This window comes from Lentzea sp. NBRC 102530, assembly GCF_030269365.1.
Classification (GTDB): Bacteria; Actinomycetota; Actinomycetes; order Mycobacteriales; family Pseudonocardiaceae; genus Lentzea.
The window spans coordinates 83,461-107,772 of the sequence record NZ_BSTF01000021.1; the positions used below are offsets into that span (position 1 = coordinate 83,461).

Below are 24,312 nucleotides of genomic sequence, written 5' to 3' on the forward strand. Positions count from 1 at the left end.
ATCGCACCGCAAGATCCGCACGCTCGTAAGGCCCGCAGAACCCCGCACGCTCGTTGGCGTGCAGCGAGTAGCCGCACGTCCGTTCGTGCGCCCAGACCGCGGGCGCGGCCGACACCCCCAGGTCCGCCGCGTCCGCACCCCCTTCGCGGTCGCCGCTCTGCTCCACCCGCCGTCGAGCAGAGCGGCGGCCGCGGACACCCATTCCGCTGACGAAGAGGTAGAGCTTTGATCCCGGTGATGCGGCCGTTGCTCGGCGAAGAAGAGGCGCTCGCCGCCGCCGAGGCCGTCCGGTCCGGCTGGGTGGCGCAGGGCCCCCGAGTCCGCGAGTTCGAAGAAGCCTTCGCCGCGTCCGTCGGCGCGCGGCACGGTGTCGCGGTGTCGTCGTGCACCACGGGCCTGCACCTCGCCGTGCACCTGCTCGGCATCGGCGCCGGCGACGAGGTCGTCGTGCCGTCGCTGAGCTTCATCGCCACGGCCAACTCCGTGCGCTACACCGGCGCGACCCCGGTCTTCGCCGACGTCGAGGTCGAGACCGGCAACCTCAGCGCGTCCACGGTGGAGTCCGTGCTGACCGGCCGGACCCGCGCGGTCATGGTCGTGCACCAGGCCGGCGTGCCCGCCGACGTCGACGCCATCAAGGCGTTGTGCGAACCGCGCGGCATCGCGGTCATCGAGGACGCGGCCTGCGCCGCGGGTTCGACCTACAAGGGCAAACCCGTCGGCACGAACGCCACGGTCGCCGCCTGGTCGTTCCACCCCCGCAAGCTCCTCACCACCGGTGAGGGCGGCATGGTCACCGTCGACGACGCCGAGTGGGCCACGCGGCTCAAGCGCCTGCGCGAGCATGGCATGAGCGTCTCGGCGGCCGACCGCCACCACGGTGGTAGCGCCGTCATCGAGCAGTACCTGGAGACGGCGTTCAACTACCGCATGACGGACATCCAGGCCGCGGTCGGGCTGGTGCAGCTGTCCAAACTGGACGCGATCATCGCCCGTCGCCGTGAGTTGGCCGCCCGCTACCACGAGCTGCTCGCCGAGACGGGCATCGAGACCGTTCGTGACCCTGAGTACGGGACGACCAACTACCAGTCGTTCTGGGTCTGGCTGCCGGAAGGCGCGTACCGCCAGGAAGTGCTTGCGGGCCTTGCGGAACGCGGCGTGAGCGCACGGCGCGGAATCATGGCGTCACACCTCGAACCCGCCTACGAGGGACATCCCGCCGCGAACCTCCCGGTGACGGAGGCGTTCACCAGCCGGACGCTGATCCTGCCGCTGTTCCACGACATGACCGAGTCCGAACAGGACACCGTCGTGTCAGCGTTGTCGGAAACTCTCCACACATCCCAACTGACCGTGCGTGGTTGAAAGATAAAGATTCAACCCTCACTGGAACATTTTTGTGTTGACACGTAACAGTTATAACCAGATCGCCGACGTTCGGAGTAGCAGCCCTGTGCTGTCCAGCGTAGTGCGCGGATCACACACGGTAACTCCGTCCGAGAGGTGAAACCCAATGGTGGCTCAGCAGTCGCGTCTCGTGCGGGTGCTTGTGATCACGGCATTAATCGCATCCACGATGTTCGTGCTCGGGGTCTTCAACCCCGGCAAGGCCAACGCCGCCCCGTGTGACTTCCCCGTCACCAACAAGGTCGCGTGTGAGAACACGCAGACGGGCGCGGACGACTGGCAGGCGCAGTACCGGGACGACACGATCCTCGGGTACACGACGGACATCAGCTACAACGTGGGTCAGACCGTCAGCTTCAAGATGCTGACGTCGGCCTCGTCGTACAAGCTCGACATCTACCGGATGGGTTGGTACAACGGCAAGGGCGCCCGCTACATGGGCACGGTCCAGCGCAACACCCCGCAGAACCAGCCACCATGCCTGCGGGAAGAAGCGAGCGCGCTGATCGACTGCGGCAACTGGGCCGTCTCCCTCACCTGGAACATCCCGTCGACCGCGGTGTCCGGCATCTACTACGTGCGCATGACGCGCAACGACACCGGCGCCGAGAACGAGATGGCGTTCGTCGTCCGCGACGACAGCTCGCAGTCGAAGATCTTCTTCCAGACCTCCGACGCCACCTGGGTCGCCTACAACCGCTACGGCGGCAACAGCCTCTACTTCGGTGACGGCCCCGGCCAGGGCGGTTCCTCGTACAAGGTCAGCTACAACCGCCCGTACACCGGCGGCGACGGCGACGAGAACTTCATCTTCAACGCCGAGTACCCGATGCTCAGGTTCCTGGAGCGCAACGGGTACGACATGAGCTACACGACCGACGTCGACTCCGCGCGCCGCGGGCACCTCATCAAGAACCACAAGGTGTTCATGGCGGTCGGCCACGACGAGTACTGGTCGAACGAGCAGTGGAACAACGTGATGGCCGCCCGTGACGCGGGTGTGCACATGGCGTTCCTGACCGGCAACGAGATCTTCTGGAAGACCCGGTACGACAAGAGCATGGACTCCTCCCAGACGGACTGGCGCACCATCGTCTGCTACAAGGAGACCAAGGGCGCCCAGAACGACGGCACGAACACGTGGACCGGCACCTGGAGAGACCCGAGGTACAGCCCGCCGCAGGACGGCGGCAGACCCGAGAACGCCCTGCTCGGCAACATGTTCACCGTCAACGGCAGGCGGGACGACTCGCTCCAGGTCCCGGCCGCGTACGGCAAGATGCGGCTCTGGCGCAACACCGACCTGGTGAACCTCGCCGCCGGCACCACGTACACGTTCCAGCCCGGCACGCTGGGCTACGAGTGGAACACCGTCTACGACAACGGCTTCCAGCCCGCCGGCGTCGCGCAGATGTCGCGCACGACGGTGAACCTCGACGGCTACTACGCGCTGAAGAACTACGGCGACGAGTACGGCTCCAGCACCGAGACGCACGCCATCACCTACTACCGCGCACCCTCGGGCGCGCTGGTGTTCGGCGCGGGCACGGTGCAGTGGGCGTGGGGCGTGGACGACGAGCACGCGTTCCTCACCAACACGCCGACGTCGGACAAGCGGATCAAGCAGGCCACGGTCAACTTCCTCGCGGACATGGGCGTGCAGCCCTACCAGCTGTGGGCGGCCGACCAGCTGACGATCTCCGGCGCCATCAACGACAACGCGGCGCCGGGCGTGCAGATCACGACCCTGCCGGCGCAGTCGACGGTCGGCCAGCCCTACACCTTCGGCGGCACCGTCATCGACGCCGCGGGCAGGGTGGCGGGCGTCGAGGTCTCGACCGACGGCGGCACCCGCTGGCACTACGCCACCTGGCAGGCCGGGCAGACGTCGTGGAGCTACACGTACACGCCGAACCAGTCCGGCACGGCACAGCTGCGGGTCCGCGCGGTCGACGATTCGCTGAACCTGTCGGCTCCCGTCAGCGCGACCCCGAACGTCACCGCGAAGACCTGCCCGTGCGGCATGTTCGCGGGCAACGAGGTCCCGAAGGTCACCTCCGCCGACGACAGCTCGCAGCTCGAGCTCGGTGTGAAGTGGCGGGCCGCGAGCAACGGTTACGTCCGCGGCGTCAAGTTCTACAAGGGCACCGGCAACACCGGCACGCACACCGGCAGCCTCTGGTCGAGCAACGGTGACCTCCTGGCCACCGGCACGTTCACCAACGAGAGCCCGACGGGGTGGCAGACGCTGCTCTTCCCGCAGCCGGTCGCGGTGAACGCCAACACCACCTACATCGTCAGCTACTACACGCCGACCGGGCACTTCGCGTACGACACCGGCGGCTTCTACCAGCAGCAGGCGTACATGCAGCCGATCACCGGCCTGCAGTCCGGTGTGGACGGACCGAACGGCGTCTTCCGCTTCGGCGCCGGCTTCCCGAACCAGACGTTCGACCACACCAACTACTGGGTCGACGTGGTGTGGGCGACGGACCCCGGTCCCGACACCCGCGCGCCGATCCAGAGCGCGATGTCCCCGGTGGCCAACGCCGGTTCCGTCGCGCTGAACACCACGGTGTCCGGCACGTTCGACGAGAACGTGACCCTCTCCTCGGCCCAGGTCACGGTGACGGGCCCGAGCGGTGCGGTCACGGGCACCAAGGCGATCTCCAACGACGCCCGCACGATCACGTTCACGCCGTCGGCGCCTCTGGCGGCGGCCACGTCCTACACCGTCGCGATGAGGGCGGCGGACGCGGCGGGGAACCTGTCCACACAGTCGAACTGGACGTTCACGACAGGCTCGCCGCGCCCGGCGACCTGCCCGTGCACCGTCTGGGACGACTTCGCGGCACCGGCCGTGATCGACTCCGGTGACACCACCGCGGTCGAGCTCGGCACCAAGGTGCGGTTCGACGGCAAGGGCGAGGTCCTCGGCGTCCGCTTCTACAAGGGCACCGGCAACACCGGCACGCACACCGGCAGCCTCTGGACCTCCACGGGCCTGCTGCTCGCGACCGGCACGTTCACGGCCGAGACCACGTCCGGCTGGCAGAAGCTGATGTTCAGCTCGCCGGTCCAGGTCCAGGCCAACACGACGTACGTGGTGTCCTACAACGCACCCGGCGGCCGGTACTCGGTCACCTCCGGCTACTTCAACGGCCAGGAGGCGAGCTACCAGTCCCTGCACGCGCTGCAGAACGGCGTGGACGGCGGCAACGGCGTCTACAAGTACGGCAACGGTTTCCCGAACAACTCGTACAACGCCACGAACTACTGGGTCGACGTCATCTACCGCAACGGCCTCAACGGCGACACCACACCGCCGACGATCACGAACCGCACGCCGGCCGTGAACGCGACGAACGTGGGTCTCCAGAGCGCCATCACGGCGACGTTCAGCGAGCCGGTCGACCCCGCGTCGGCGCAGATCTGGCTGAAGGACCCCAAGGGCGCCAAGCTCTCCGGCACGATCTCGCTCTCGGGTGACCAGAAGACGGTCACCTGGACGCCGACCGGCAAGCTCGTCTCCGGCACGCAGTACCAGGCGCACGTGGGCATCGCGGACGTCAACGGCATCGCGATGACGACGGCCGCGGAGTGGAACTTCACGACCACGACGACACCGACCTGCCCGTGCTCGCTGTTCAGCACGGCGACGGTGCCGGACGAGACGTCCGCGGACGACTCGGGCGCCTACGAGCTCGGCGTGCGGATCACCCCGACCCAGTCGGGCCAGATCACCGGCGTCCGCTTCTACAAGGGCACCGGCAACACCGGCACGCACACGGGTTCGCTGTGGAACGCGGGCGGCCAGCGCCTCGCCACGGGCACCTTCACGGGTGAGTCCGCGACCGGCTGGCAGACCCTGACGTTCGCCCAGCCGGTGATCGTCAGCGCCGGCCAGACCTACACCGCCTCGTACACGACGACCACCGGGCACTACGCGGTGAACGCCGGGTACTTCGGCACGGGGCCGGTCACCAGCGGTCCGCTGTCGGCGCCGCAGGAGACCAACGGCGTGTTCGTGCCCGGCAGCGGGTTCCCGACCATGACCTACGGCTCCGGCAACTACTGGGTCGACGTGGTCTACCAGCCCAACGCCGACAACACGGCCCCGGTGGCGCAGTCGCACACGCCGCTGAGCGGTGCGACCGACGTGGCGCTCAACTCCACGGTCACCGTGTCGTTCGACGAGCCGGTGGACCTCAACTCGGCGCAGTTCGACGTCACCGACCCCGGTGGCGCGAAGATCGCCGGCACGAGGTCGTTGTCGCCGGACAGCCGGATGATCACGTTCACCCCGGCGGCGAGGTTCGCGGCGTCCACTGTGTACTCGGTGAGCGTCAAGGCGGCGGACAACTTCGGCAACATGATGGCCAACGCGGTCACGTGGTCGTTCACCACGGCGACGACGCAGACCTGCCCGTGCTCGCTGTTCAGCGCGGCCACCGTTCCGACGGTAACTTCGGCTGATGACAACGGCGCGTACGAGCTGGGCGTCAAGTTCACGTCCGCCACCAACGGCCAGATCACGGGCGTGAAGTTCTACAAGGGAGCGGGCAACACCGGTACGCACACCGGTTCGCTCTGGTCCGCGGACGGGCAACGCCTCGCCACCGGCACGTTCTCGAACGAGACCGAGTCCGGCTGGCAGACGCTGACCTTCAGCTCGCCGGTGACGATCACGGCGAACACCGAGTACACGGCCTCGTACACGACCACCACGGGGCACTACGCGGTCAACGCGGGCTACTTCGGCACGGTGACCTCACCGCCGCTGACCGCCTCGCCGTCGGCCGGTGTGTTCACCGCCGGGTCCGGGTTCCCGACCTCGACCTACAACGGTGGCAACTACTGGGTGGATGTGGTTTTCCAGTGATGCAGAAGTGACCGCACGGCCACTGCTGTTCGTCGGAGCAGGTGGACTCGCCCGCGAAACCCTCGCGGCGGTCCGCCTCCTCCCGGAGACGTGGAACCCCGTCGGGGCCCTCGACGACTCCACCGCCCTGCACGGCACCCTGATCGACGGGGTGCCCGTGCTGGGCGGGCTCGCCACCCTGGCTGATCACCCGGACGCGGCCGTCGTGATGTGCATCGCGAACGCACGGCGGCCGTTGTCCCGGCTGGCACTGGCGCGCAAGCTCGACCTGCCGCAGGAGCGGTGGGCGACCATCGTCCACCCGGCGGCCGTCACGTCCGGTGCCTCTCTCGGCGCCGGAACGGTTCTGCTCGCGGGCGTCGTGATCACGACCCCGCTTTCTGTTGGCGCGCACGTGGTGGCCATGCCCCACGTGCTGATCACCCACGACGACGAGGTGTCGGACGGCGTCACGTTCGCCGGCCGCGCCTCGCTCGCGGGGTCCGTGCACGTCGGGGAGGCCGCGTACCTGGGACAGGGAGCCATGGTGCGCGAGGGGTTGAAGATCGGCGCCGGTGCCGTGATCGGCATGGGAGCCGTTGTCCTGCAGGACGTTCCGGCAGGAGAGACGTGGGCCGGCGTGCCGGCCCGCCCGTTGCGTGGGGAGAGCGCGTGATCGAGATTCCGCTGGTGGACCTGCGTGCCCAGCACGAGCAGGTGGCCGACGAGGTCGCCGACGGCTGGGCAGAGGTGCTCAAGACGACGGCCTTCATCGGTGGCCCCCAGGTCGCCAGGTTCGAGTCGGAATTCGCTGCCTACCAGGAGGTGCCGCACGTCATCGGCGTCGGCAACGGCACCGACGCGATCGAACTGGCGTTGCGCGCGCTGGGCGTCGGCCACGGCGACGAGGTCGTGCTGCCCGCCAACACCTTCATCGCCACGGCCGAGGCCGTCGCCCGCTGCGGCGCGACGCCCGTGCTCGTGGACTGCGTGGACGACACGCTGCTGATCGACACCTCGCAAGTGTCCTCTGTGGTCACTTCACGCACCAAGGCCGTCGTGCCGGTGCACCTGTACGGCCAGGCCGCGCCGGTCGAGCTGCTGCCCGCGGGCCTGCCGGTCGTCGAGGACGCCGCCCAGGCCCAGGGCGCCCGCCGCAACGGCGTGGCCGTCGGTGGCCTCGGCGTCGCGGCCGCGACCTCGTTCTACCCCGGCAAGAACCTCGGCGCGTACGGCGACGGTGGTGCCGTGCTGACCACTTCGGACGCGGTGGCGGAGTCCGTGCGGCTGCTGCGCGAGCACGGTTCGCCGCGCAAGTACGAGCACCCGGTGCTCGGCTTCAACAGCCGCCTCGACACCCTGCAGGCCGTCGTCCTGTCGGCGAAGCTGCGCCGGCTGGAGGCCTGGAACCAGGCCCGCCGCGCCGCCGCCTCCCGCTACACCGAGATGCTCGCGGACGTTCCCGGCGTGCGGACGCCGGTCGTGCTCGACGGCAACCTGCCCGTCTGGCACCTCTACGTCATCCGCGTCGCCGAGCGCGACCGGGTGCTGAAGGCGTTGCACGAGGCCGGAATCGGCGCCGGCATCCACTACCCGACGCCGCTGCACAAGACCGGCGCGTTCGCGGGGCTGGCCGGTTCGTTCCCGGTGGCCGAGGCGTCGGCCGCGGAGATCCTGTCGCTGCCGCTGTTCCCGGAGATCACCGAGGCGCAGCAGGCCCGCGTGGTCGAGGCGCTGAAGGCGGCGCTCTGATGACCGGCGTCCGCGTGCACCCCCACGGCCTCTGCGAATCGGAGGACGTGGGCGACGGCACGCGCGTGTGGGCGTTCGCGCACGTGCTGCCGGGCGCGCGCATCGGCCGTGACTGCAACATCTGCGACGGCGCGTTCGTCGAGTCACGAGCCGTGCTGGGCAACAACGTGACGGTCAAGAACGGCACGCTCGTCTTCGACGGCGTCACGTGCGAGGACGACGTGTTCCTCGGCCCGAACGTCCTGTTCACCAACGACCTGCGCCCGCGCGCCCACGTCAAGAAGACCGGCGACGCCCTGGAGACCACTCTGGTGCGGCGTGGCGCCACGCTGGGCGCGGGCACGGTCGTGGTGTGCGGCACGGAGATCGGCGAGCACGCGTTCGCCGCGGCCGGCTCGGTCGTGACGCGCTCGGTGCCCGCGCACGCGTTCGTGGCGGGCAACCCTGCCGTGGTCAAGGGCTGGGTCTGCGCGTGCGGCGCGAGGCTCTCAGATGATCTCTCCTGCCCCGAGTGCGCGACCCGGCACGAGGAGACCCCGGACGGCCTGAAAGCCGTCTGAGCACCCACCGAGGCCCCCGGAATCCGGGGGGCCTCGGTCGTGTCAGGGGCGGTCCTGATCCCTCCAAGCGGCCGCCAGCACGAGCAACCGTTCGGCGAACGCGTCGGTGCCGCACAGCTCGGGATCGAGGCCGAAGTGGTCCTGGACCTCGAACCAGAGGAACTCCGACAGCGATGTGCGGGTGGCGCCGTGAGTGAGCTCGTCCCAGAGCGGGGCGAGCAGGCAGTCGTACTCGTCGTCGACGACATCGGCGACCCCGATCGGGTCCCATTGGTTGAGCAGATGACGCAGGTTGGCCTGGCGGAGGCCGTCGGCCTCGTGGGTGTCGATCACTCCGGCACCCATTCGCCGAGCTGCTCGAGCACCCGCACATCCCCGTCCACCTTCAACGGCTCCAACGAGCCGCGCCCGTAGAACACCATCAGGAAGTCGTGGGCGGCGCCCTCGGCCGTCGCGTCCGGCGCGGTGCCGTCCAGCTCGACGACGCGCGCGCCCTCCGCGGACAGCTTGATCCGCCACTGACCGCCCTCGGTCAGGTGGTAGTCGACGACGGCGGGGGCGTGCGGCCACGGGCTCGACGTCGAGAAGCAGGTCATCAGGAACTCGTCGACGCCGTCCACCGCGATCTCGGCCGGGATCGGCTGCGGGGCGCCCACCGCGAGCTGGGCGTCGTAGGTGTGGGCGGCGACCTCGTGCAGCTGGCGGCGGGCTGCGGTGGCGACGGTCAGCGACGACTGCGACTCGCCCCACCAGCCCCAGCACTCCTGGTCAGGGCCCGCCTTCTCGAGTGCGGTCACGAGCAGCCGCGTCGACTCCGTCATCCACTCCAGCAGGCCCTCGCGGGGAGCCTCGACCGGCGTCCGCTCGGTGAGGCCGTGGGTGACGATGCCCGCCCACTTGCGGCGGCCGTCGCCCAGGTGCCCGACCAGGTCGAACAGCGTCCAGTCGGGGCAGGTGGGGACCTGGGCGCCGAGGTCGGGCGCGGTGGCGATCGTGGCGCAGAACGCGGCGGTCCGTTCCTCGATCAGGCGGAGCAGGTCGGGGAACGGCATGGGGGTGTGCACGTTTGCTGTCTATCACCCGCGTTCATCGGGCTGCCAACGGTTTTAGCGCCCGTTTCGCCCGTACGAGCTGTTCGGTGGAGGTCTTCCGGCAGTTGGCGCCCGGCGTCCGGCGATGACTGCCATCACTTCCCCCGCGTGCAGGCGCGACCTGCGCGACGAACTCCGCAGCTTGAGGGATGTCGGCGGGCTGAGTCGCACCGCGCGACCCGCAAAGAGCGGGGTCGGTCCACGCCACGGGTGAAAACGGCGAGCCCTATGGCGCCGTGTGTCGCGCACGGCGCCATAGGGTCTGACCTGCGGCTTCATCCGATCGTGGCATGGAATTCGAACACGTGTTCATGCCACGATGAACGCATGACAGCACTCGGACTCTCCACGCCGCTCGAGCTCCTCGACGAGCTCAAGCGGAAGGTCCGCGCGGTCAACCAGCTCCAGTTCCAGGTCCTGCAGCTCATCGGCGCGCTCGATCAGCAGGGCGCGGCGCAAGCGCTGGGCTACAAGGACCTGGTCGAGGTCTTCAAGCACGCGCTGCGCTGGGACCCCAAGGTCTCGCGCCGCAGGGTGAAGCAGGCGCGGGCCCTGTGCCCCTCGATCACGCCGACGGGCTCGCTGCTCGCCCCGGCGCTGCCCGGGGTGGCGGACGCGATGGCCGCGGGAGAGTTGTCCGAGGACCACGTCGAGGTGCTGGCCGAGGCGATGGCGGGGTTGCCCTCCGTCGCGGAGGAGCACGTCGTCGCCTACGCGCTCCAGCACGAACCTCGTTCGGCGAGGGCGTTCTGCACGGAGCTGGCGTACCGGCTGGACCAGGACGGTCCGGAACCTCGTGAGCCGGAGCCGGTCCAGCCGAGGAACTCCCTGCGGCGTCAGTGGAAGGCAGGCCGGTACCTGCTGTCCGCCGATCTGGACGCCGAGACGGGGGCGAAGCTGGACGCGTTGATCGACCCGCTGGCCAAGCCGGAGCCCGGTGACCTGAGGTTCGCGCCGGAGCGCGAGGGCGATGCCCTGTGCGAGGTGGCCGACCTGGCGCTGCGCGGAAGCGGCGACCGGATCCACGGCGGCGACCGGGTCCAGCTGACCGTCACCGTCGACTACGACAAGCTCCGCGAGGGCATCGGCACCGCTCTGCTGGACAACGGCGACCGCCTCCCGATGAGCCGGGTCCGCAGGATCGCCTGCGACGCGGCCGTCATCCCGGCCGTGCTGGGCAGCAGCCGCTCCCAGATCTACGACGTGGGCCGCAAGACCCGCACGATCAACGCCGGCCTGCGGCGAGTCCTGGTGGCGCGCGACAAGGGCTGCGCCTTCCCCGGCTGCACCAGGCCACCGAAGCACTGCGAAGCACACCACATCAGGTTCTGGGCCGACGGCGGCGAGACCAACGCGGCCAACCTCGTCCTGCTCTGCCGCCGCCACCATGACCTGGCACACCACTCGCAGTGGCAGATCCAGATGCTCGAAGGCCGCCCCGCCTTCCGCCCTCCGGCGTTCATCGACCCGCTCCGAAGGCCGAGAACCAACGAGATCCGCGCCGCCTGAACCTCAGAAGACGCTGCCGCGCACCGCGAACACGTCAGAGGCCGCGCTGCCCGAACCGAGGACGAGACGCAGCCTGGTCAGCTGGCTGAGCTGACCTCCGCCGCCTTCCGGTCGTCCGCCTCCCGCTTGGCTATTCGCAGCAACGCCCCGGACACCCCGATCAGCATGAACGTCATCCCGGTAGCGACGCTGAACGCGAGCTCGTCGAACGTCGCGGCACCCAGCGCCGACGTGAGCAAAGCCGCCACCAGGCACATCGCGATGCCCCGCACGTCCTCGTCACGGGACAGTGCGCGGGCCCTCAAAGCAGCGAAGATGCCGCCCAGGAACAGCAGCACGAACGCGATCAGGCCGAGGTAGCCGTTCTCGATCATCGTGAGCAGGTACTGGTTGTCGAGGATCGTGTACTTCGACGGCAGGAACGTGCCGAAGCCCCGGCCGAGCCACGGGTGTTTGGCGATCTCCAGCCACGCGCCGTCGTAGTCCTTGGTGCGGCCCTGGAACGACGGGTCGTCCTCGATGTTCGAGAACATCGAGGTGACCGTGCCGAACAGGCCTGGCACGACGACCGAGGCGCCGCCGAGGAACACCGCGCCCACGCCGAGCAGGGGCAGGCCGCGTTCGCGGGGGAGCAGGATCGCCATCACGATGCCGGTGATCACGAGGCCGAGGATGGCGGTGCGCGAGAGCGACAGGATCGACATCAGCGCCAGCAACGACAGCGCGAGCCACCAGCGGCCGACCGGTTCGCCCTTGTCCTTGGCGCGGAACACCATGTGCGCGGCGAACGGGACGCCGAGCACGCAGACCAGGCCGAACTCGATCGGGTGGTTCACGGTGCCGGCCGGTCTGAAGAAGATGGAGCGGGACTCCAGCGCCGAGTAGCCGTTGTCCTGCACGCGCAGGCCCGGCAGCGTGATGTACGAGGCGAGGTCCAGGCCCAGACCGAACTGGAACAGGCCGACGAACGCGCTGACCGTCAGGCACGCCACCATCACCCGCAGCGCGCGGCTCAGTCGTTCACCGCTGCGGACGCCGTCGCAGATGAACACGGCGAGCGCGGACATCGACACGATCCTGATCAGCGCCGAGTCCGACACCGACAGCTCGTCGATCGGCAGGTAGCGCCGCGTCGCCAGCGCGTAGGTGGCGAGGTGCAGCATCACGTAGACCGCGAGGATCGTGCGGACGGCGTTGCGACCCTTGGCCATGCCGAGGTGGTCGACCAGGTGCGCGGCGAACCACACGACCGCGAGGCACATCGCCACGAACAACGCGGGCGGCAGCGTGATCGGGACGAACGCGATCGTGAACCTGGCCGGGACGACCAGCAGCGCCACCATGTAGAAGATGAGCAGGGTGGCGCCGTCGGCGCGCTGGGCGGTCAGTCGTCTTTCGTCGGCCATGCCGGGTCAGGTTTGGGAGCGGCGATGATGACGGTCTTCTGGTGCGCGTTCGGCATGCCCTGGGGCATCGGGCGCTGAGGCTGGTTCGGCGGCGGGCCGCCGTTGCCGTTGCCGTGCGGCTGGGGTTGCGGCTGCGGGCGGACCGGAGGCAGGGGAGCCGGCGTGGTGTCCTTCTCGGACGGTGCCGGACCGGTGTCGTCCTTGTCCTCTTTGCCCTTCGCGTCCTTGCCGTCCTTGCGGCGCTTCGCCCTGAGCATGATCGAGTCGGCGGCGAACGTCGACGCGAGCGTCAACAGCAGCAGCACGACCGTGGCAGCGCCGACGTACCGGACCTTGCCGCCGATCTTGGCCGACGCCGTCGTCGGCTTCACCAGGACCTGCGCCGTGATGAACGTCTGCTCGGGCGCGCTCAACGCCTTCTGCTGCGCCGCGAGCTCCGCGACGGTCTTGTCGAGCACCTTGCCGACGAGGGCCTCCGCCGACTCGGCCGAGTCCGACTCGGTCGTGATGAACAGCAGCGGGCCGCCCACCGGGCCGGTGTTCGCGGTGTAGACGGACGTGGAGCCCTTGCCCGCCAGCTCTTCCGCGGTCTTCGGGTCGCCGAGGATCTGGGTGAGGATCTGCGCCGTCGTCGTGAGGCTGCCGTCGAACTGCAGCAGCGGGTTGACCTTGACGACGTCCTCGGGCTTGGTGTTGGCCGTGTAGCGGCCGCCCGCCGCGGGGGAGGTGAGGACCAGCACGCCGCTCGACTCGTACCGCGTGGGCACGGTGATGTAGACGTACAGCGCGAGGATCCCCGTGAGCAGCACTGCGGGCAGGGCGATGTACCACCGCCGCCGCAGCACTCGTACGGTTCCCCAGAAGTCCATCAAAATCCCCGATCCGCGGCTCGGTCTTGCGAACGCACTGTTCGTAGGGTATCGCCTGCTAGGAAAATCGGGGTGAGCTGCCAACTGTTACAGGCCGTAGCTGACGAGCGATGAAGGAGGAGAATCCAGGAGGCAGCATGCGTGCAGGACGTCTGACCGTGACCGTCGCGGCCATTCTCGTGGTCATCGGTGGCACAACGGCTTACGTCGTGACAGCGGCCACTGACGCGAAGCAGCCTGCGGGCGCCGAACAGGTGTCGCAGGCCAAGACCGGCGATCTCCTCTTCGTCGACCTCGCGGGTGGCCAGAGCCGGGTCGAGAAGCTCGCCGAAGGCGGCACCCGCACCCCGACCGAGCTGGCCTGCCAGCGGTTTTACGCCGCCGGCGGCACCAGCGTGTGCCTCAAGCTCTCCGGGCCCGGGCCGACCTACGCCGCCGAGGTGAGCCGCGGTGGCAAGGTCGTGAAGTCCATCGGGCTGCCGGGCATCCCGAGCCGCGCGAAGGTCTCGCAGTCCGGGAACGTGGTGTCGTGGACCAGTTTCGTCACCGGCGACTCGTACTCGGTGCCCGGCGGGTTCTCCACCCGGACGGGCTTCTACGACCTGCGCACGGGGGAGACGGCCGAGTCGCTCGAGCACTTCGCCGCCACTGTGGAGGGTGCACCGCTCACGGCCAGTGACACCAACTACTGGGGCCTGACCGTCGGTTCGGACGACAGGACGTTCTACGCGACGCTCGCCAGCGGCGGCTTCACCTGGCTGGTGAAGGGCGACCTGGCGGCCAAGGCCGTGACGTCGTTGCGCCGTGACGCGGAATGCCCGTCGCTGTCGCCGGACGGCACGAAGGTCGCCTACAAAAAGCGCATCGGCCGCCTCGGGCCGTGGGACCTCGCGGTGCTCGACCTCGCCACCGGCGAGGAGAAGCGCCTGCCGGGCACCGCGGGCGTCGACGACCAGGCCACGTGGCTGAACGCCTCCGAACTCGCGTTCGCCGCCGTGCCGAAGGACGCCAAGCTGCCCGCGGTTCACGTCGCGCCCGCCGACGGGTCGCAGCCCGCGCGGGTGCTGATCCCCGAGGCCACGTCGCCCTCGCCCGTCATGTAGGTCACGTGGCGAGTTCGCGGCGGAGCACCTTCTCGAGTTCATGGCCTGCCGCATCCCAGGACCGTCCCTCCACACTGGACGCGGCCGCGCGGGCGGTCGCGTCGAAGTCGGGCGTGGTGACCACTTCGGACAACGCACGCGCCAGTGAGTGCGGGGTGGGCGTCGCGTACCGGACGTGGTCGTTGTCCAGGACTACGCGGTTGAAGTGCGCGTCGTTCACCACGGGGATGCATCCGGCCGCGAGCATCTCGTGCGGCACCAGGGACACGTTGGTCATCGACAGCGACAACCCGGCGAAACAACGGTTGTAGATGGCGTTCAGCTCGTCCGGTGTGACGAGGCCGTGGTCGACGAACTGCGGTCCGATCCGGCCGATCTTCTCGCCGTACACGTGGATCTTGAGGTCCGGATGCCGCTGGGCGAACACCTCGAGCGCGAGCAGGCCGAGTTCGAACGCCCGGCGCGGGGCCTTCCTTCGGGCGTAGAAGACGATGCCGTCGCGCCGGTCGTCGCCGAGCTTGTACCGGTCGGCGTCGCAACCGAAGTCGAAGTGGTCGGCGGGCATGCCGTGCTCGTCGCGCACCTTGTCGGCGAGGAACCGCCCGGCGGTGAAGCCGTGCATGCCCATCCGGTAGGTGTTCTCCGCCAGCGCGTACAGGCCGCCCTGCGGGTAGAACCACGGTTCGTAGTCCTGCACGAGGTAGAACCTCTTGCCGGCGCACGGGTCGTTGAACGCCGGGTAAGCGGTGATCCACGCCGTGCTGAACACCGCGTGCGCGTCCGCCATGCCGTCCGTGACGTCGTGGATCTCGCCCTGGAAGAACGGGAACGCCGCTCTGATGCCGGGTTCGAGGTCGGCGACGGTGTTGCCGAAGGTGTCGTAGAGGTAGAGCTTGCAGTCGTGGCCGATCGACTCCAGGTGCCGGATGAGCCGGAACATGGTGGTGTGGCCGCCGGACCCCTTGGACGGGGGCGTGGTGACCCAGTTGACCGTGAGCCTGCCGTCGTGCGGGATCGGCGGGACGACGAGGGGTTTGCGCTGCTCCACGTCGGCCCTGCGCACGTCCTCCAGCCGGACGGGCAACTCCTCGCCCTCGACGCCGAGCCGGCGGGACGCGGCCGTGAGCAACCGAGCACCGAGCTGCTTCGCGCCCTGCTCGCGGACGATCTTCGTGACCTGCCTGAGCCGCTTCACGCGCCTGCTCTCTTCTTCAGCACCGCAATGACTTCGTGCCGCATCGGGAACACCACGGCCGCGTACGCGAGACACGCCGCCGCTCCGCCGACGAGGATCTGGAGGAGTTCGCTGTCGATCACGTTCCGGACCGCCAGCACCACCGCGACCATCACCACGCCACCGAGGAACGGCCGCAGCAGCCGGACGCCGAGCGCCCCCGCCCTGATCCCGTACGGCCTGAACGTGATCAGGTACGCGGGCGTGATGATCAGCACCGCCACGACGACGTGCGCCGCCGCCACCCCGCGGATGCCGTCGAGGTGCGCGCCGAGCGCCAGCAACGGCACGAGCGCCCCGAGCCACACGAGGTGGATCACGAGGATCGCCTTGGACCGCCCGGCCGACGCGAGGAAGTCGTACCCGAGCTCCAGCGCGACCCGCACCGCGCCGAGCAGCACCAGCAGCGCCAGCGCGGCCGCCGCGGGCGCCCACCGCTCGCCGTACACGACGCGGATCAGCGGTTCGGCCAGCGCCGCGAGCAGCACGCAGGCGGGAACGGTGACGAGTGCCAGCAGCCCGAGCGCGCGCCCGAACGCCTTCTGGAACAGCTCGGGGTCTTCGCGCACCTTGGAGAACGCGGCCAGCGACACGCTGCGGACCGGGGCGCTGAACGCCGCCACCGGCCAGCTCGCGAGGTTGAACGCCAGCAGGTAGAAACCGAGCGGCACCGTCCCGAGGACGGCGCCGACGACGATGTAGTCGACGTTCATCACGCCGAAGATGAGCAGGCTCGACCCCGCGAGCGGTAAGCCGAACGCGAGGAGTTCCTTCGCCTGCCCGGAATTCCAGCCCGGCCGGAACCGGTCCTTGGTGAGCCAGAACATGATGACGGCGGCGGACAGGTTCTGCGCGATCCGCTGCCACGCGAGGCTCCACGCCCCGAAGCCCATGATCGCCAGCACCACGGCCACCGCCGTGCCGCAGACGAACGCGGCCGTGTCGGCGTAGAACTTGTGGTCCTGCCGGAAGTTGCGCTGCATCATCGCGCCGGGCACCGCGGTCGCGCCGGCGATCACGAGCGCGACGGACATGAGCTGGATGACGCCGGTGGCCTCGGGGGCGTCCATGGCGTTCGAGAACCAGGGCGCGCCGACCACGCAGATCAACGCCAGCAGACCGCCCGACGCCAGCGAGAGCGTCGTGACGGTCGGGGCCATCTCCTCGACGGGGCCGTTGTGGCGGACCAGGGCCGCGCTGACGCCGAGTTCGGAGACGCTGAGCACGATGTTGAGCACGACCAGGGCGACCGCGAACACGCCGAACTGCTCGGGGGCGATCAGGCGGGCCAGCAGGATGCTGATGCCGACGGCGGCGAGGCGTTGCAGGAGCGAGTTGACGGCGCTCCAGCGGATGGCCGAGGAGACCCGGCCTTCGAGCTGACCGGTGTCCTGCTCGACGGTGCTCACCACTCGCCCCGCCACTTCCACTTTTGCGTGCCCACCCACAACTTCGCCCTCTTGAGGGCGTGCGGGGCCAGGAAGAGTTGCGTCTTGTTGAGGAACTCGGGGCTGAACTTCTTGCGCCGCCGCAACGCCCGGTACTCCGGCAGCGTCTCCAGCTCCGGGTAGGTCTCGCGGGCGAACTCCAGCAACTCGGTCTCGGTGCCGTCGAGCTGGTTGCGGTCGTGCAGCCGCACCGCGCGCCACAACGCGTCCGCGGCGATCGCCCTGCGCGCCATCGAGCGCAACCGGCCCGGCAGCCCGGGGTTCTCGGCCAGCACCAGGTCGAACACGTCACGGCGCTGCTCCAGGTCGGCGAACACCGACTTGAACGTCGTGCGCATCATCGAGTTCTCGTGCACCCGGTAGTACGCGCCCGGCTTGCCCGACACGTACCCGATGTCGGACACGGCCGCGATCCGCAGCCACATCTCCAGGTCACCCGCGTGGGGGAGGTCGGCGCGGTAGCCGCCCACCTTCTGCTGCACCTTCGTGCGCACCACGACCTCGGGCGAGGAGATCACGTTGCGGCTGCTGCGGAAGCGGTTCTCGATCCACTCCTCGCCGCGCCACACCTTCGACGTGACCGGCAGCTGGGTGATCTTCGGCAACGCGTCGTGGTCGCTGTAGTAGACGACCCGGCCGTAGACCATGCCCACCTCGGGGTTCTGCTCGAACACCGCGGCGGCGCGCTGCAACGCTCCCGGCGCCAGCAGGTCGTCCGCGGACAGCAGGACCGTGTAGTCGGCGGTCGCCCAGTCCAGCAGGCCCTCGTTGTAGGTGGCGATGTGGCCCTTGTTCACCTCGTGCCGGTAGCCCTCGACGCGCTTGTCGGCGGCCATCAGCTCGGCCATCACCTCTGGGGTGTTGTCCGAGGACGTGTCGTCGATCACGAGCACGCGCACGTCCACGCCCGGCTGGTCGAGGACGCTGCGGACGCAGGTCGGCAGGAAGTGGGCGTAGTTGTAACAGGGGATCACGACGTCCACTGTGGGAAGCGTTGGCACAACCTAGCTATCGGTATCCCCGCGCATTCGTTAGCGCCGCAACGTTTCGGGTCCGACGCACGATGTAGGGGTGACCGGAGTAAGGGGAGTCATGGCCGACCACGTCATCCTGACGCGCTTCAACCTGCCGTCGAAGGGCGCCGAAAGTTACGTCCGGGCAAAGGAAGGATGGCTGACCGAGCGCGTTGCGCTGTTCGAGCGCTACTGCCTGCCATCGGTGCTCGCGCAGACGGACAAACGGACGCGTTGGCTCATCTATTTCGACCCCGAATCACCGCAATGGCTCAAGGACAAAATCGCCTCACACGGTGACGCGTACACGCCCGTTTACCGTCCGGAAGTGTCGCGGGAAGAGCTCAGATCGGACATCCGCTCGCTTTTCGGTCAGGTCGGCGACGAGCTCATCACCACGAACCTCGACAACGACGACGGCCTCGCGGTCGACTTCGTGGAACGCCTCTGCGCCGCCCCGCGCCCGACCACGACCGCGGCGTACTACCTGGTCAACGGTCTGATCAAGTCGCCGGGTGGGCTCTACCACCGGGTCGACCGGCACAACGCGTTCGTCTCCGTCCGCGAGTCCTGGGACGAGCCGGTGACCTGCTGGGCGCACTGGCACAACCACATGCACCTGCACTTCCCGGTGGTCGAGCTCGAGGGCGCGCCCGGCTGGCTGCAGGTCGTGCACGGCGGCAACGTGTCGAACCGCACGCGCGGCCGGCTCGTCTCGCCCGAGCCCTACAAGGCCTCGTTCGGCGACGCGCTCGACGACGTGCCGGAGCCCGGCACGCTGGCCGTGGCCCAGGACCGGCTGGTCGACCAGCCGATCCGGTTCGTGCGCGACTCCGGGCGCGTCGCCGCCAAGAACGCGGCCATGAAGGTCCTCGGCAAGGGCGGCTTCGAGAAGATCAAGCAGAAGCTGGCGTCTCGCGGTTGATCCCGGTTTCGCGGTTGAGTCCGTAAGCAGCGATCAGCGTCACGGTGAGCGCGCAGAGCGCCACCGTGACGCTCAGCGAGAAGTTCGAGTACTGCAACAGCAGTCCGAAAGCGACGGACGAAACGAGACGCCCCAGCGCCTGCCCGGTCTGCACGACCGAGAGCCCCGAGGCGCGCAACGACTCCGGCGCCGTCTCGCTCACCTTGGCCGACAGCACGCCGTCCGTCGCCGCGTAGAACAGCCCGTGCAGCAGCAGTGCGACGATCGCCACACCCATCCCGCCCTCCGGGATGAACAGCAGCGCGTACACGCCCAGCAGCAACGCGTGCCCGGCGAGGAACATCCGCCAGCGCCCCACCCGGTCCGCGAGCTTCCCGAGCGGCGCGGCGGCCGCGAGGAAGACGACCGCCGTGCCGAGCGGGAGCAGGGGCAGGTAGCCCAGTGGGATGTTCGTGGCCTTCTGCACCAGCACGTAGACGAACGCGTCCGAGACCGTCGCGAGCCCGAGCAGGCCGGCGCTCAGCGTGGTCCGCCGGAAGTGCTTGTCGGTGAGCAGGTTGAGACCCGCGCGGAACGACGGCCGCGGCCCCTTCGGCACCTTGCCCGTGGGCGTGTCCCGCACGAACGCGATCAGCACGATCAACCCGATGACTGCGAACGCCGCCGACACCGCGAAGATCGGCCCCGGCACCGTGCCGATCTGGAAGAGCAGCAGGAACGTGATCAGCGGGCCGAGCAGCGCGCCGACCGTGTCCATGCTGCGGTGCACGCCGAACGCCGCCCCGAGCCGGTCCTCCGGCGTCGCGAGCGAGATCATCGCGTCGCGCGGCGCCGTCCGGATGCCCTTGCCCGCCCGGTCCGCCGCCATCAGCGCGCCGATGCCGAACGGCGACGCCCCGACCAGCGGGAACAACACCTTGGTGACGGCCGACAGCCCGTACCCCGCGGCCGCGACGGCCTTGGGCTTGCGGAACTTGTCCGACACACCACCGCCGACCAGTCGCAGCACGGCCGTGGCACCGGTGTAGATGCCGTCCAGCAGGCCGAACTGCGCGTAGCCCAGGTTCAGCGTGAACAGCAGGTACACCGGCAGGAACGCGGTGATCATCTCGGCCGAGACGTCGGTCAGCAGGCTGACCGTGCCGAGCGCGAACACCGTGCCGGGCAACCGCTTGCGGAAGTCCGTCTTGGACGGTCGGGAGGACGCGACGTACATGGACACCTACCAGCTGAGCGTTTGGTGCCACACCTCGAGGGACAGCAGCGTCCAGATGCGCGGCTGCTCGTTGCGGTCACCCGAGTCGTGGTCGTCGAGCAGCGATCGCACCGCGGCCCGGTCGAAGGACTTGCTCACGAACGACGTGGGGCCGGTGAGCAGGTCGTAGGCCATGTCCCGCAGGCCGTCGCGGAACCAGGCGTCGAGAGGCACCTTGAAGCCGGACTTCGGCCGGTCGACGATGTCGGCCGGCAGGTGCTGGCGCGCGACCTCCTTGACCACCCACTTGGTCGTGCCGCCGCGCACCTTCACGTTGCTGGGCAACGAGAACGCGAGCTCGGCCACCCGGTGGTCGAGGAACGGAGGGCGCAGTTCCAGCGACGCCGCCATCGACATCCGGTCGCCGCGTTCGAGCAGGTTGTCGGCGAGCCAGGTGTGCGAGTCGGCGTAGAGCATGCGCCGCAACGCGTCCCCGCGGCCGTTCTCGTACGGCGCGAGCACCGAGCGTGTGGCGGGCCCGCCGAGCAGCGTCGCCCGTTCGGACACCGTGAACGGGGCGAACCAGCCGCGCATGCGTTCGGCGTAGGACGGCTCGGCGATGGCCCGCAGCGCGATGCCCAGCCGTGCCTTCGACGCCGGCAGCGCCTTCTCGATGCGCTTCAACGCCGCCGACGGCGCGAACCCGGCGAGGCGGGTGGCCTGGGCGAAGCGGTACTTGGGGTAGCCGCCGAACAGCTCGTCGCTGCCCTCGCCGGACAGCACGACCTTGACGTCCTTGCGCGCGAGTTCGGCGAGCCGGAACACGGCCACGTCGGCCGGTTCGGACAGCGGCGCGTCGCGGTGCCAGGAGAGCTTGGCCCAGCTGTCGCGGAAGTCGTCGGCCGTCACGATCACGTTGTGGTGGTTGCTGCCGACGAGCTTCGCGACCTTCTCGGCGTGGTGGATCTCGTCCACCCGCGGGTCGCCGAAGCCGGCGGAGAACGTGTGCAGCTCCGCGTCACCGCGTTCCCGGGCCACCAGGGCCGTGATGAGCGACGAGTCGACGCCGCCGGACAGGTAGGCGCCGACCGGTACGTCCGCGACCAGGGCGTCGCGGACGGAGGCCGTCAGGGCCTCGTCCACGAGCCGCACGGCCTCCTCGGGCGTCACGGACCGGATCTCCGACTCGCGCGGCAGCTCCCAGTACGGCTCGGTCCGCACGGCACCCTTGGCCGTGACGACCAGGTGGTGGCCCTGCGGCACCTTCCGCACGCCGCGGACCAGCGTGTACGGCGCGGGCACCGAGCGGTGCGCCAGGTAGTCGTGCAACGACTCGTGGTCGACCTCGGCCGCGCCGATCGCCGGCAGCAGCGCCTTGATCTCCGACGCGAACGCGAACATCTTGGCGTCGGCGTAGTAGTAGAGCGGCAGGATGCCGAGCCGGTCGCGGAACAGGTGCGTGTCACCCGTGTGCGAGTCGTGGACGGCGTAGGCGAACTGGCCGCGCAGCTTGGCGACGGCGGACGGCCCGTGCTGTTCGAACAGCGCCAGCAGGACCTCGGTGTCGCCGTTCGTGCGGAACGGGTACGACAGCTCCTCGCGCAGCTGCCGGTAGTTCAGGATCTCGCCGTTGAACGCGATCTGCGTCGTGCCGGACGCGCCCGCCATCGGCTGCGGCGACCCGGCCAGGTCGATGATCGAGAGCCGGGTGTGCGCGAAGCCGATCGAGCCGTCGCTCCAGAACCCGCTGTCGTCCGGGCCGCGGTGGTGCAGCCGCTTCGCCATCTCGGCGAGGACCTCGCGCGAGACGGGCGCGCCGTCGAACCGTCTGATGCCTGCGATGCCGCACATGTCAGCGGTCCTCCGCGATCTGCATGAGCTCACGGGCGCGGGAGTCCCAGGAGGCGGCGAGCACGGCGTTGCGGCGCTCGGCCGGGGTCTTCAGGCCGCCGTCCTTGAGCGTGAGGCGGATCTGGTCGATGAAGTCGGCGTCGCCCCTGGCGATCCGGATGACGTCCCCGTACCGCTCGACCTCGGGGAAGTCCGTCGACACGACGGCCAGGCCCAGGGCCAGGTACTCCTTCATCTTGATCGGGTTGGCGTGCTTGATCCAGTCGTTGTCGAGCCACGGCATCAGCGCCACGTCGAACCCGCTGCCGTAGCCGGGGATCTGCTCGTAGCTGCGGAAGTCGAGCCAGTGCACGTTGGGGTACTTGGCGTAGCGCTCCATCGAGCACGTGGCGTCACCGATCAGCACCACGGACGCCTCGGGGAACTCCTGCGCGACCTTCTCGATCAGGTCGAAGTCGACGAGGTAGTCGTCGAGGCTGCCGAAGAAGCCGATGCGCGGGCCGGGGATGCTCGCGATGTCCGCGGGCAGTTCGGTGCGGCGGGTGAAGTGGTCGACGTCCACGCCGTGGTCGAGGAAGTGCGCCCGGTCGCCGGTGAGCGCGGACTCCTCTTCCTGGAGAGCGCGGCTCACGTACAGCACGGTGTCCGAATTGGACAGCAGCTGGTTCTCCAGCGCGGCGATCGTGCCCTGGTCGGCCTCGGGGAACGCCGAGTGCCGGTCGGAGCGGTTGAAGATCAGGCCCTTGGTCTTCATCGGTGCCACGACGTCCCACGCGGTGGGGATCGTGGCGACGACGACGGGCGTGCCCATGCGCAGGAAGAAGCACACGGCCTTGACCTGCGCGCGGACCAGCACGGAGTTCAGCTTGCGCAGCCACGGCTTGCCGTAGAACGGCAGGGGAGCGGGCGTCATCACGTAGAAGTTCGGCGTGTCCTCGATCGGCCGGCGGACCAGCTTCGCGACGCTCGCCGCCTTGCGGAGGATGCGGCGCAGGAACTGCGTGCTCTTGCCGGGCGACGGCATCCGCAGACCGATGCTGTTGACCAGCAAGACCTTGCGGTGCTTGGCGACCCGGCGCAGCAGCTGGAAGTCGGAGTGGGCGCGGTTGTGGTACCACCAGTCCTGCGCGGAGAAGCACAGGTAGCTCGGTCCCTCGGAGGCGACTTCCTCCGGCCAGCGGCGCATGCTGAACAGCCCTTTCAACGCGGTGCGGTGCTTCGGCGACCGCGCGCGAAGCCCTTCGTTCACGACCATGGCGAGCCACATGAGGGCGGCGGCGAACCCGCCGTGCAGCTCGCGGTGCAGGCGGACCTTGTTCGAGGTGAGCATCGACCACAGCCGGGCGTTCGTGGAGACCTCGCCGCCGATGTGCGTGACCACCGCGCGCGGCTCGAACCAGACGCCGCCGGCCCGGATCATGTACTCGGTTTCCTCCGAATAGAGGAAGTAGCGTTCGTCCAAAAGGCCGTGCCGCTCGATGACCTCGCGCTTGACCAGCCACGCGCAGCCCGTGGCCCAGTCGGCGTGGTGGGCGCCCTGGTAGGCCTTGGCGTCCGTGACGGTCTCGCCGAGGCCGATGGCGCCTGCCCGGCCACCGCCGACGAGGGCTTCGGCGAGAGCGCCCGGTGCGGTCGGCTTGCGGCGCAGCGAGAGCGACAGCGCGCCGGTTTCGTCCACGAGCTTGGGCGCGACGATCGGTTTGTCCGCGGCGCGCAGTGATTCCACGGCTCCTGGGTGCAACCGGATGTCGGCGTTCAGGACGAGGACGTCGTGTCCTTCCGCCGCTTTGATGCCCAAATTCACACCGGCGGCGTAACCGCCGTTGACCGGACTGCGCACTATTTCCACGCCGGGGCGAGTGGCGGCCGCCACAGTTCCGTCGGTGGAAGCGTTGTCTACGACGATCACTTTCACGTCATCCGGCAGCGAGTCGAGACAACCGCCGATGACCTGTTCGCTCTGGTAAGTGACGATGACCACCGCGACAGGTGACCGCTCCACAACCGCTCCTCGCTTTGGGGCCTCTGCGCGTACATCGAGTGTTTTGCAACCTCCGTTACGAGATTCGCGCCAGGTGTAACCGTTTT

Annotated in this window: 18 protein-coding genes; 8 read left to right on the forward strand and 10 right to left on the reverse strand. The window is 69.1% G+C overall.

What is annotated here, in order from left to right; translation table 11 throughout:
• The first annotated feature begins 234 nt into the window (after positions 1-234).
• From QSK25_RS39225 to QSK25_RS39245, 5 genes are all read left to right on the forward strand, one after another.
• A complete protein-coding gene (locus QSK25_RS39225; RefSeq protein ID WP_285646160.1) occupies positions 235-1,365 on the forward strand; it encodes a DegT/DnrJ/EryC1/StrS family aminotransferase in 1,131 nt (376 codons plus the stop codon).
• 148 nt (positions 1,366-1,513) lie between these two features.
• Positions 1,514-6,289: a DUF4082 domain-containing protein gene (locus QSK25_RS39230; RefSeq protein ID WP_285646050.1), complete on the forward strand. Its 4,776-nt coding sequence runs from the start codon at positions 1,514-1,516 to the stop codon at positions 6,287-6,289.
• A gap of 7 nt (positions 6,290-6,296) precedes the next feature.
• On the forward strand, positions 6,297-6,944 hold the full coding sequence (locus tag QSK25_RS39235) for an acetyltransferase (RefSeq protein ID WP_285646051.1): 648 nt from the start codon (positions 6,297-6,299) through the stop codon (positions 6,942-6,944).
• The gene (locus tag QSK25_RS39240; protein WP_285646052.1) at positions 6,941-8,020 is read left to right on the forward strand and encodes a DegT/DnrJ/EryC1/StrS family aminotransferase; all 1,080 of its coding nucleotides are present in this window, start codon (positions 6,941-6,943) and stop codon (positions 8,018-8,020) included. The genes QSK25_RS39235 and QSK25_RS39240 overlap by 4 nt, the downstream gene beginning before the upstream one ends.
• The gene (locus QSK25_RS39245; RefSeq protein ID WP_285646054.1) at positions 8,020-8,580 is read left to right on the forward strand and encodes an acyltransferase; all 561 of its coding nucleotides are present in this window, start codon (positions 8,020-8,022) and stop codon (positions 8,578-8,580) included. Before QSK25_RS39240 ends, QSK25_RS39245 begins: the two co-directional genes overlap by 1 nt.
• Positions 8,581-8,622: 42 nt before the next feature.
• Here the strand turns inward: QSK25_RS39245 and QSK25_RS39250 are convergent, their stop codons facing one another.
• Positions 8,623-8,913, reverse strand: a complete 291-nt coding sequence (locus QSK25_RS39250) for a hypothetical protein (protein WP_285646056.1) — start codon at positions 8,911-8,913, stop codon at positions 8,623-8,625.
• Positions 8,910-9,644 (reverse strand): maleylpyruvate isomerase family mycothiol-dependent enzyme, encoded by a 735-nt coding sequence (locus QSK25_RS39255; RefSeq protein WP_285646058.1) that lies wholly within the window; start codon positions 9,642-9,644, stop codon positions 8,910-8,912. The genes QSK25_RS39250 and QSK25_RS39255 overlap by 4 nt, the downstream gene beginning before the upstream one ends.
• Positions 9,645-9,998: 354 nt before the next feature.
• Here QSK25_RS39255 and QSK25_RS39260 point away from each other — a divergent pair, with 354 nt between their 5' ends.
• Positions 9,999-11,180: an HNH endonuclease signature motif containing protein gene (locus QSK25_RS39260; RefSeq protein ID WP_285646060.1), complete on the forward strand. Its 1,182-nt coding sequence runs from the start codon at positions 9,999-10,001 to the stop codon at positions 11,178-11,180.
• 77 nt (positions 11,181-11,257) lie between these two features.
• Here the strand turns inward: QSK25_RS39260 and QSK25_RS39265 are convergent, their stop codons facing one another.
• Both QSK25_RS39265 and QSK25_RS39270 read right to left on the reverse strand, forming a co-directional pair.
• Positions 11,258-12,586 (reverse strand): O-antigen ligase family protein, encoded by a 1,329-nt coding sequence (locus QSK25_RS39265; RefSeq protein ID WP_285646062.1) that lies wholly within the window; start codon positions 12,584-12,586, stop codon positions 11,258-11,260.
• A complete protein-coding gene (locus QSK25_RS39270; protein WP_285646064.1) occupies positions 12,565-13,455 on the reverse strand; it encodes a YveK family protein in 891 nt (296 codons plus the stop codon). The genes QSK25_RS39265 and QSK25_RS39270 overlap by 22 nt, the downstream gene beginning before the upstream one ends.
• A gap of 137 nt (positions 13,456-13,592) precedes the next feature.
• Between QSK25_RS39270 and QSK25_RS39275 the strand changes: the two genes are divergently transcribed.
• Positions 13,593-14,558, forward strand: coding sequence for a TolB family protein (locus QSK25_RS39275; protein WP_285646065.1), 966 nt, complete (start codon positions 13,593-13,595; stop codon positions 14,556-14,558).
• A 1-nt stretch (position 14,559) separates the two neighbouring features.
• On the opposite strand, the gene QSK25_RS39280 is transcribed toward QSK25_RS39275, so the two are convergent.
• The 3 genes from QSK25_RS39280 to QSK25_RS39290 are packed head-to-tail and all read right to left on the reverse strand — an operon-like array spanning position 14,560 to position 18,223.
• Positions 14,560-15,753, reverse strand: coding sequence for a rhamnosyltransferase WsaF family glycosyltransferase (locus QSK25_RS39280; RefSeq protein ID WP_285646066.1), 1,194 nt, complete (start codon positions 15,751-15,753; stop codon positions 14,560-14,562).
• Positions 15,750-17,201 carry a lipopolysaccharide biosynthesis protein gene (locus tag QSK25_RS39285; RefSeq protein ID WP_285646067.1) on the reverse strand — a complete coding sequence of 484 codons (1,452 nt, stop codon included), beginning with the start codon at positions 17,199-17,201 and terminating at the stop codon, positions 15,750-15,752. Before QSK25_RS39285 ends, QSK25_RS39280 begins: the two co-directional genes overlap by 4 nt.
• Positions 17,198-18,223: a glycosyltransferase gene (locus QSK25_RS39290; RefSeq protein WP_285646068.1), complete on the reverse strand. Its 1,026-nt coding sequence runs from the start codon at positions 18,221-18,223 to the stop codon at positions 17,198-17,200. The genes QSK25_RS39285 and QSK25_RS39290 overlap by 4 nt, the downstream gene beginning before the upstream one ends.
• Before the next feature lie 109 nt (positions 18,224-18,332).
• Between QSK25_RS39290 and QSK25_RS39295 the strand changes: the two genes are divergently transcribed.
• Positions 18,333-19,178 carry a glycosyltransferase gene (locus QSK25_RS39295; protein ID WP_285646071.1) on the forward strand — a complete coding sequence of 282 codons (846 nt, stop codon included), beginning with the start codon at positions 18,333-18,335 and terminating at the stop codon, positions 19,176-19,178.
• Here QSK25_RS39295 and QSK25_RS39300 read toward each other — a convergent pair.
• The 3 genes from QSK25_RS39300 to QSK25_RS39310 are packed head-to-tail and all read right to left on the reverse strand — an operon-like array spanning position 19,150 to position 24,226.
• On the reverse strand, positions 19,150-20,394 hold the full coding sequence (locus QSK25_RS39300) for an MFS transporter (protein WP_285646078.1): 1,245 nt from the start codon (positions 20,392-20,394) through the stop codon (positions 19,150-19,152). The two genes, QSK25_RS39295 and QSK25_RS39300, sit on opposite strands and share 29 nt — an antisense overlap.
• Positions 20,395-20,400: 6 nt before the next feature.
• Positions 20,401-22,224: an asparagine synthase (glutamine-hydrolyzing) gene (asnB, locus tag QSK25_RS39305; RefSeq protein WP_285646079.1), complete on the reverse strand. Its 1,824-nt coding sequence runs from the start codon at positions 22,222-22,224 to the stop codon at positions 20,401-20,403.
• A 1-nt stretch (position 22,225) separates the two neighbouring features.
• Positions 22,226-24,226: a glycosyltransferase gene (locus QSK25_RS39310; RefSeq protein ID WP_285646081.1), complete on the reverse strand. Its 2,001-nt coding sequence runs from the start codon at positions 24,224-24,226 to the stop codon at positions 22,226-22,228.
• Positions 24,227-24,312 lie beyond the last annotated feature (86 nt).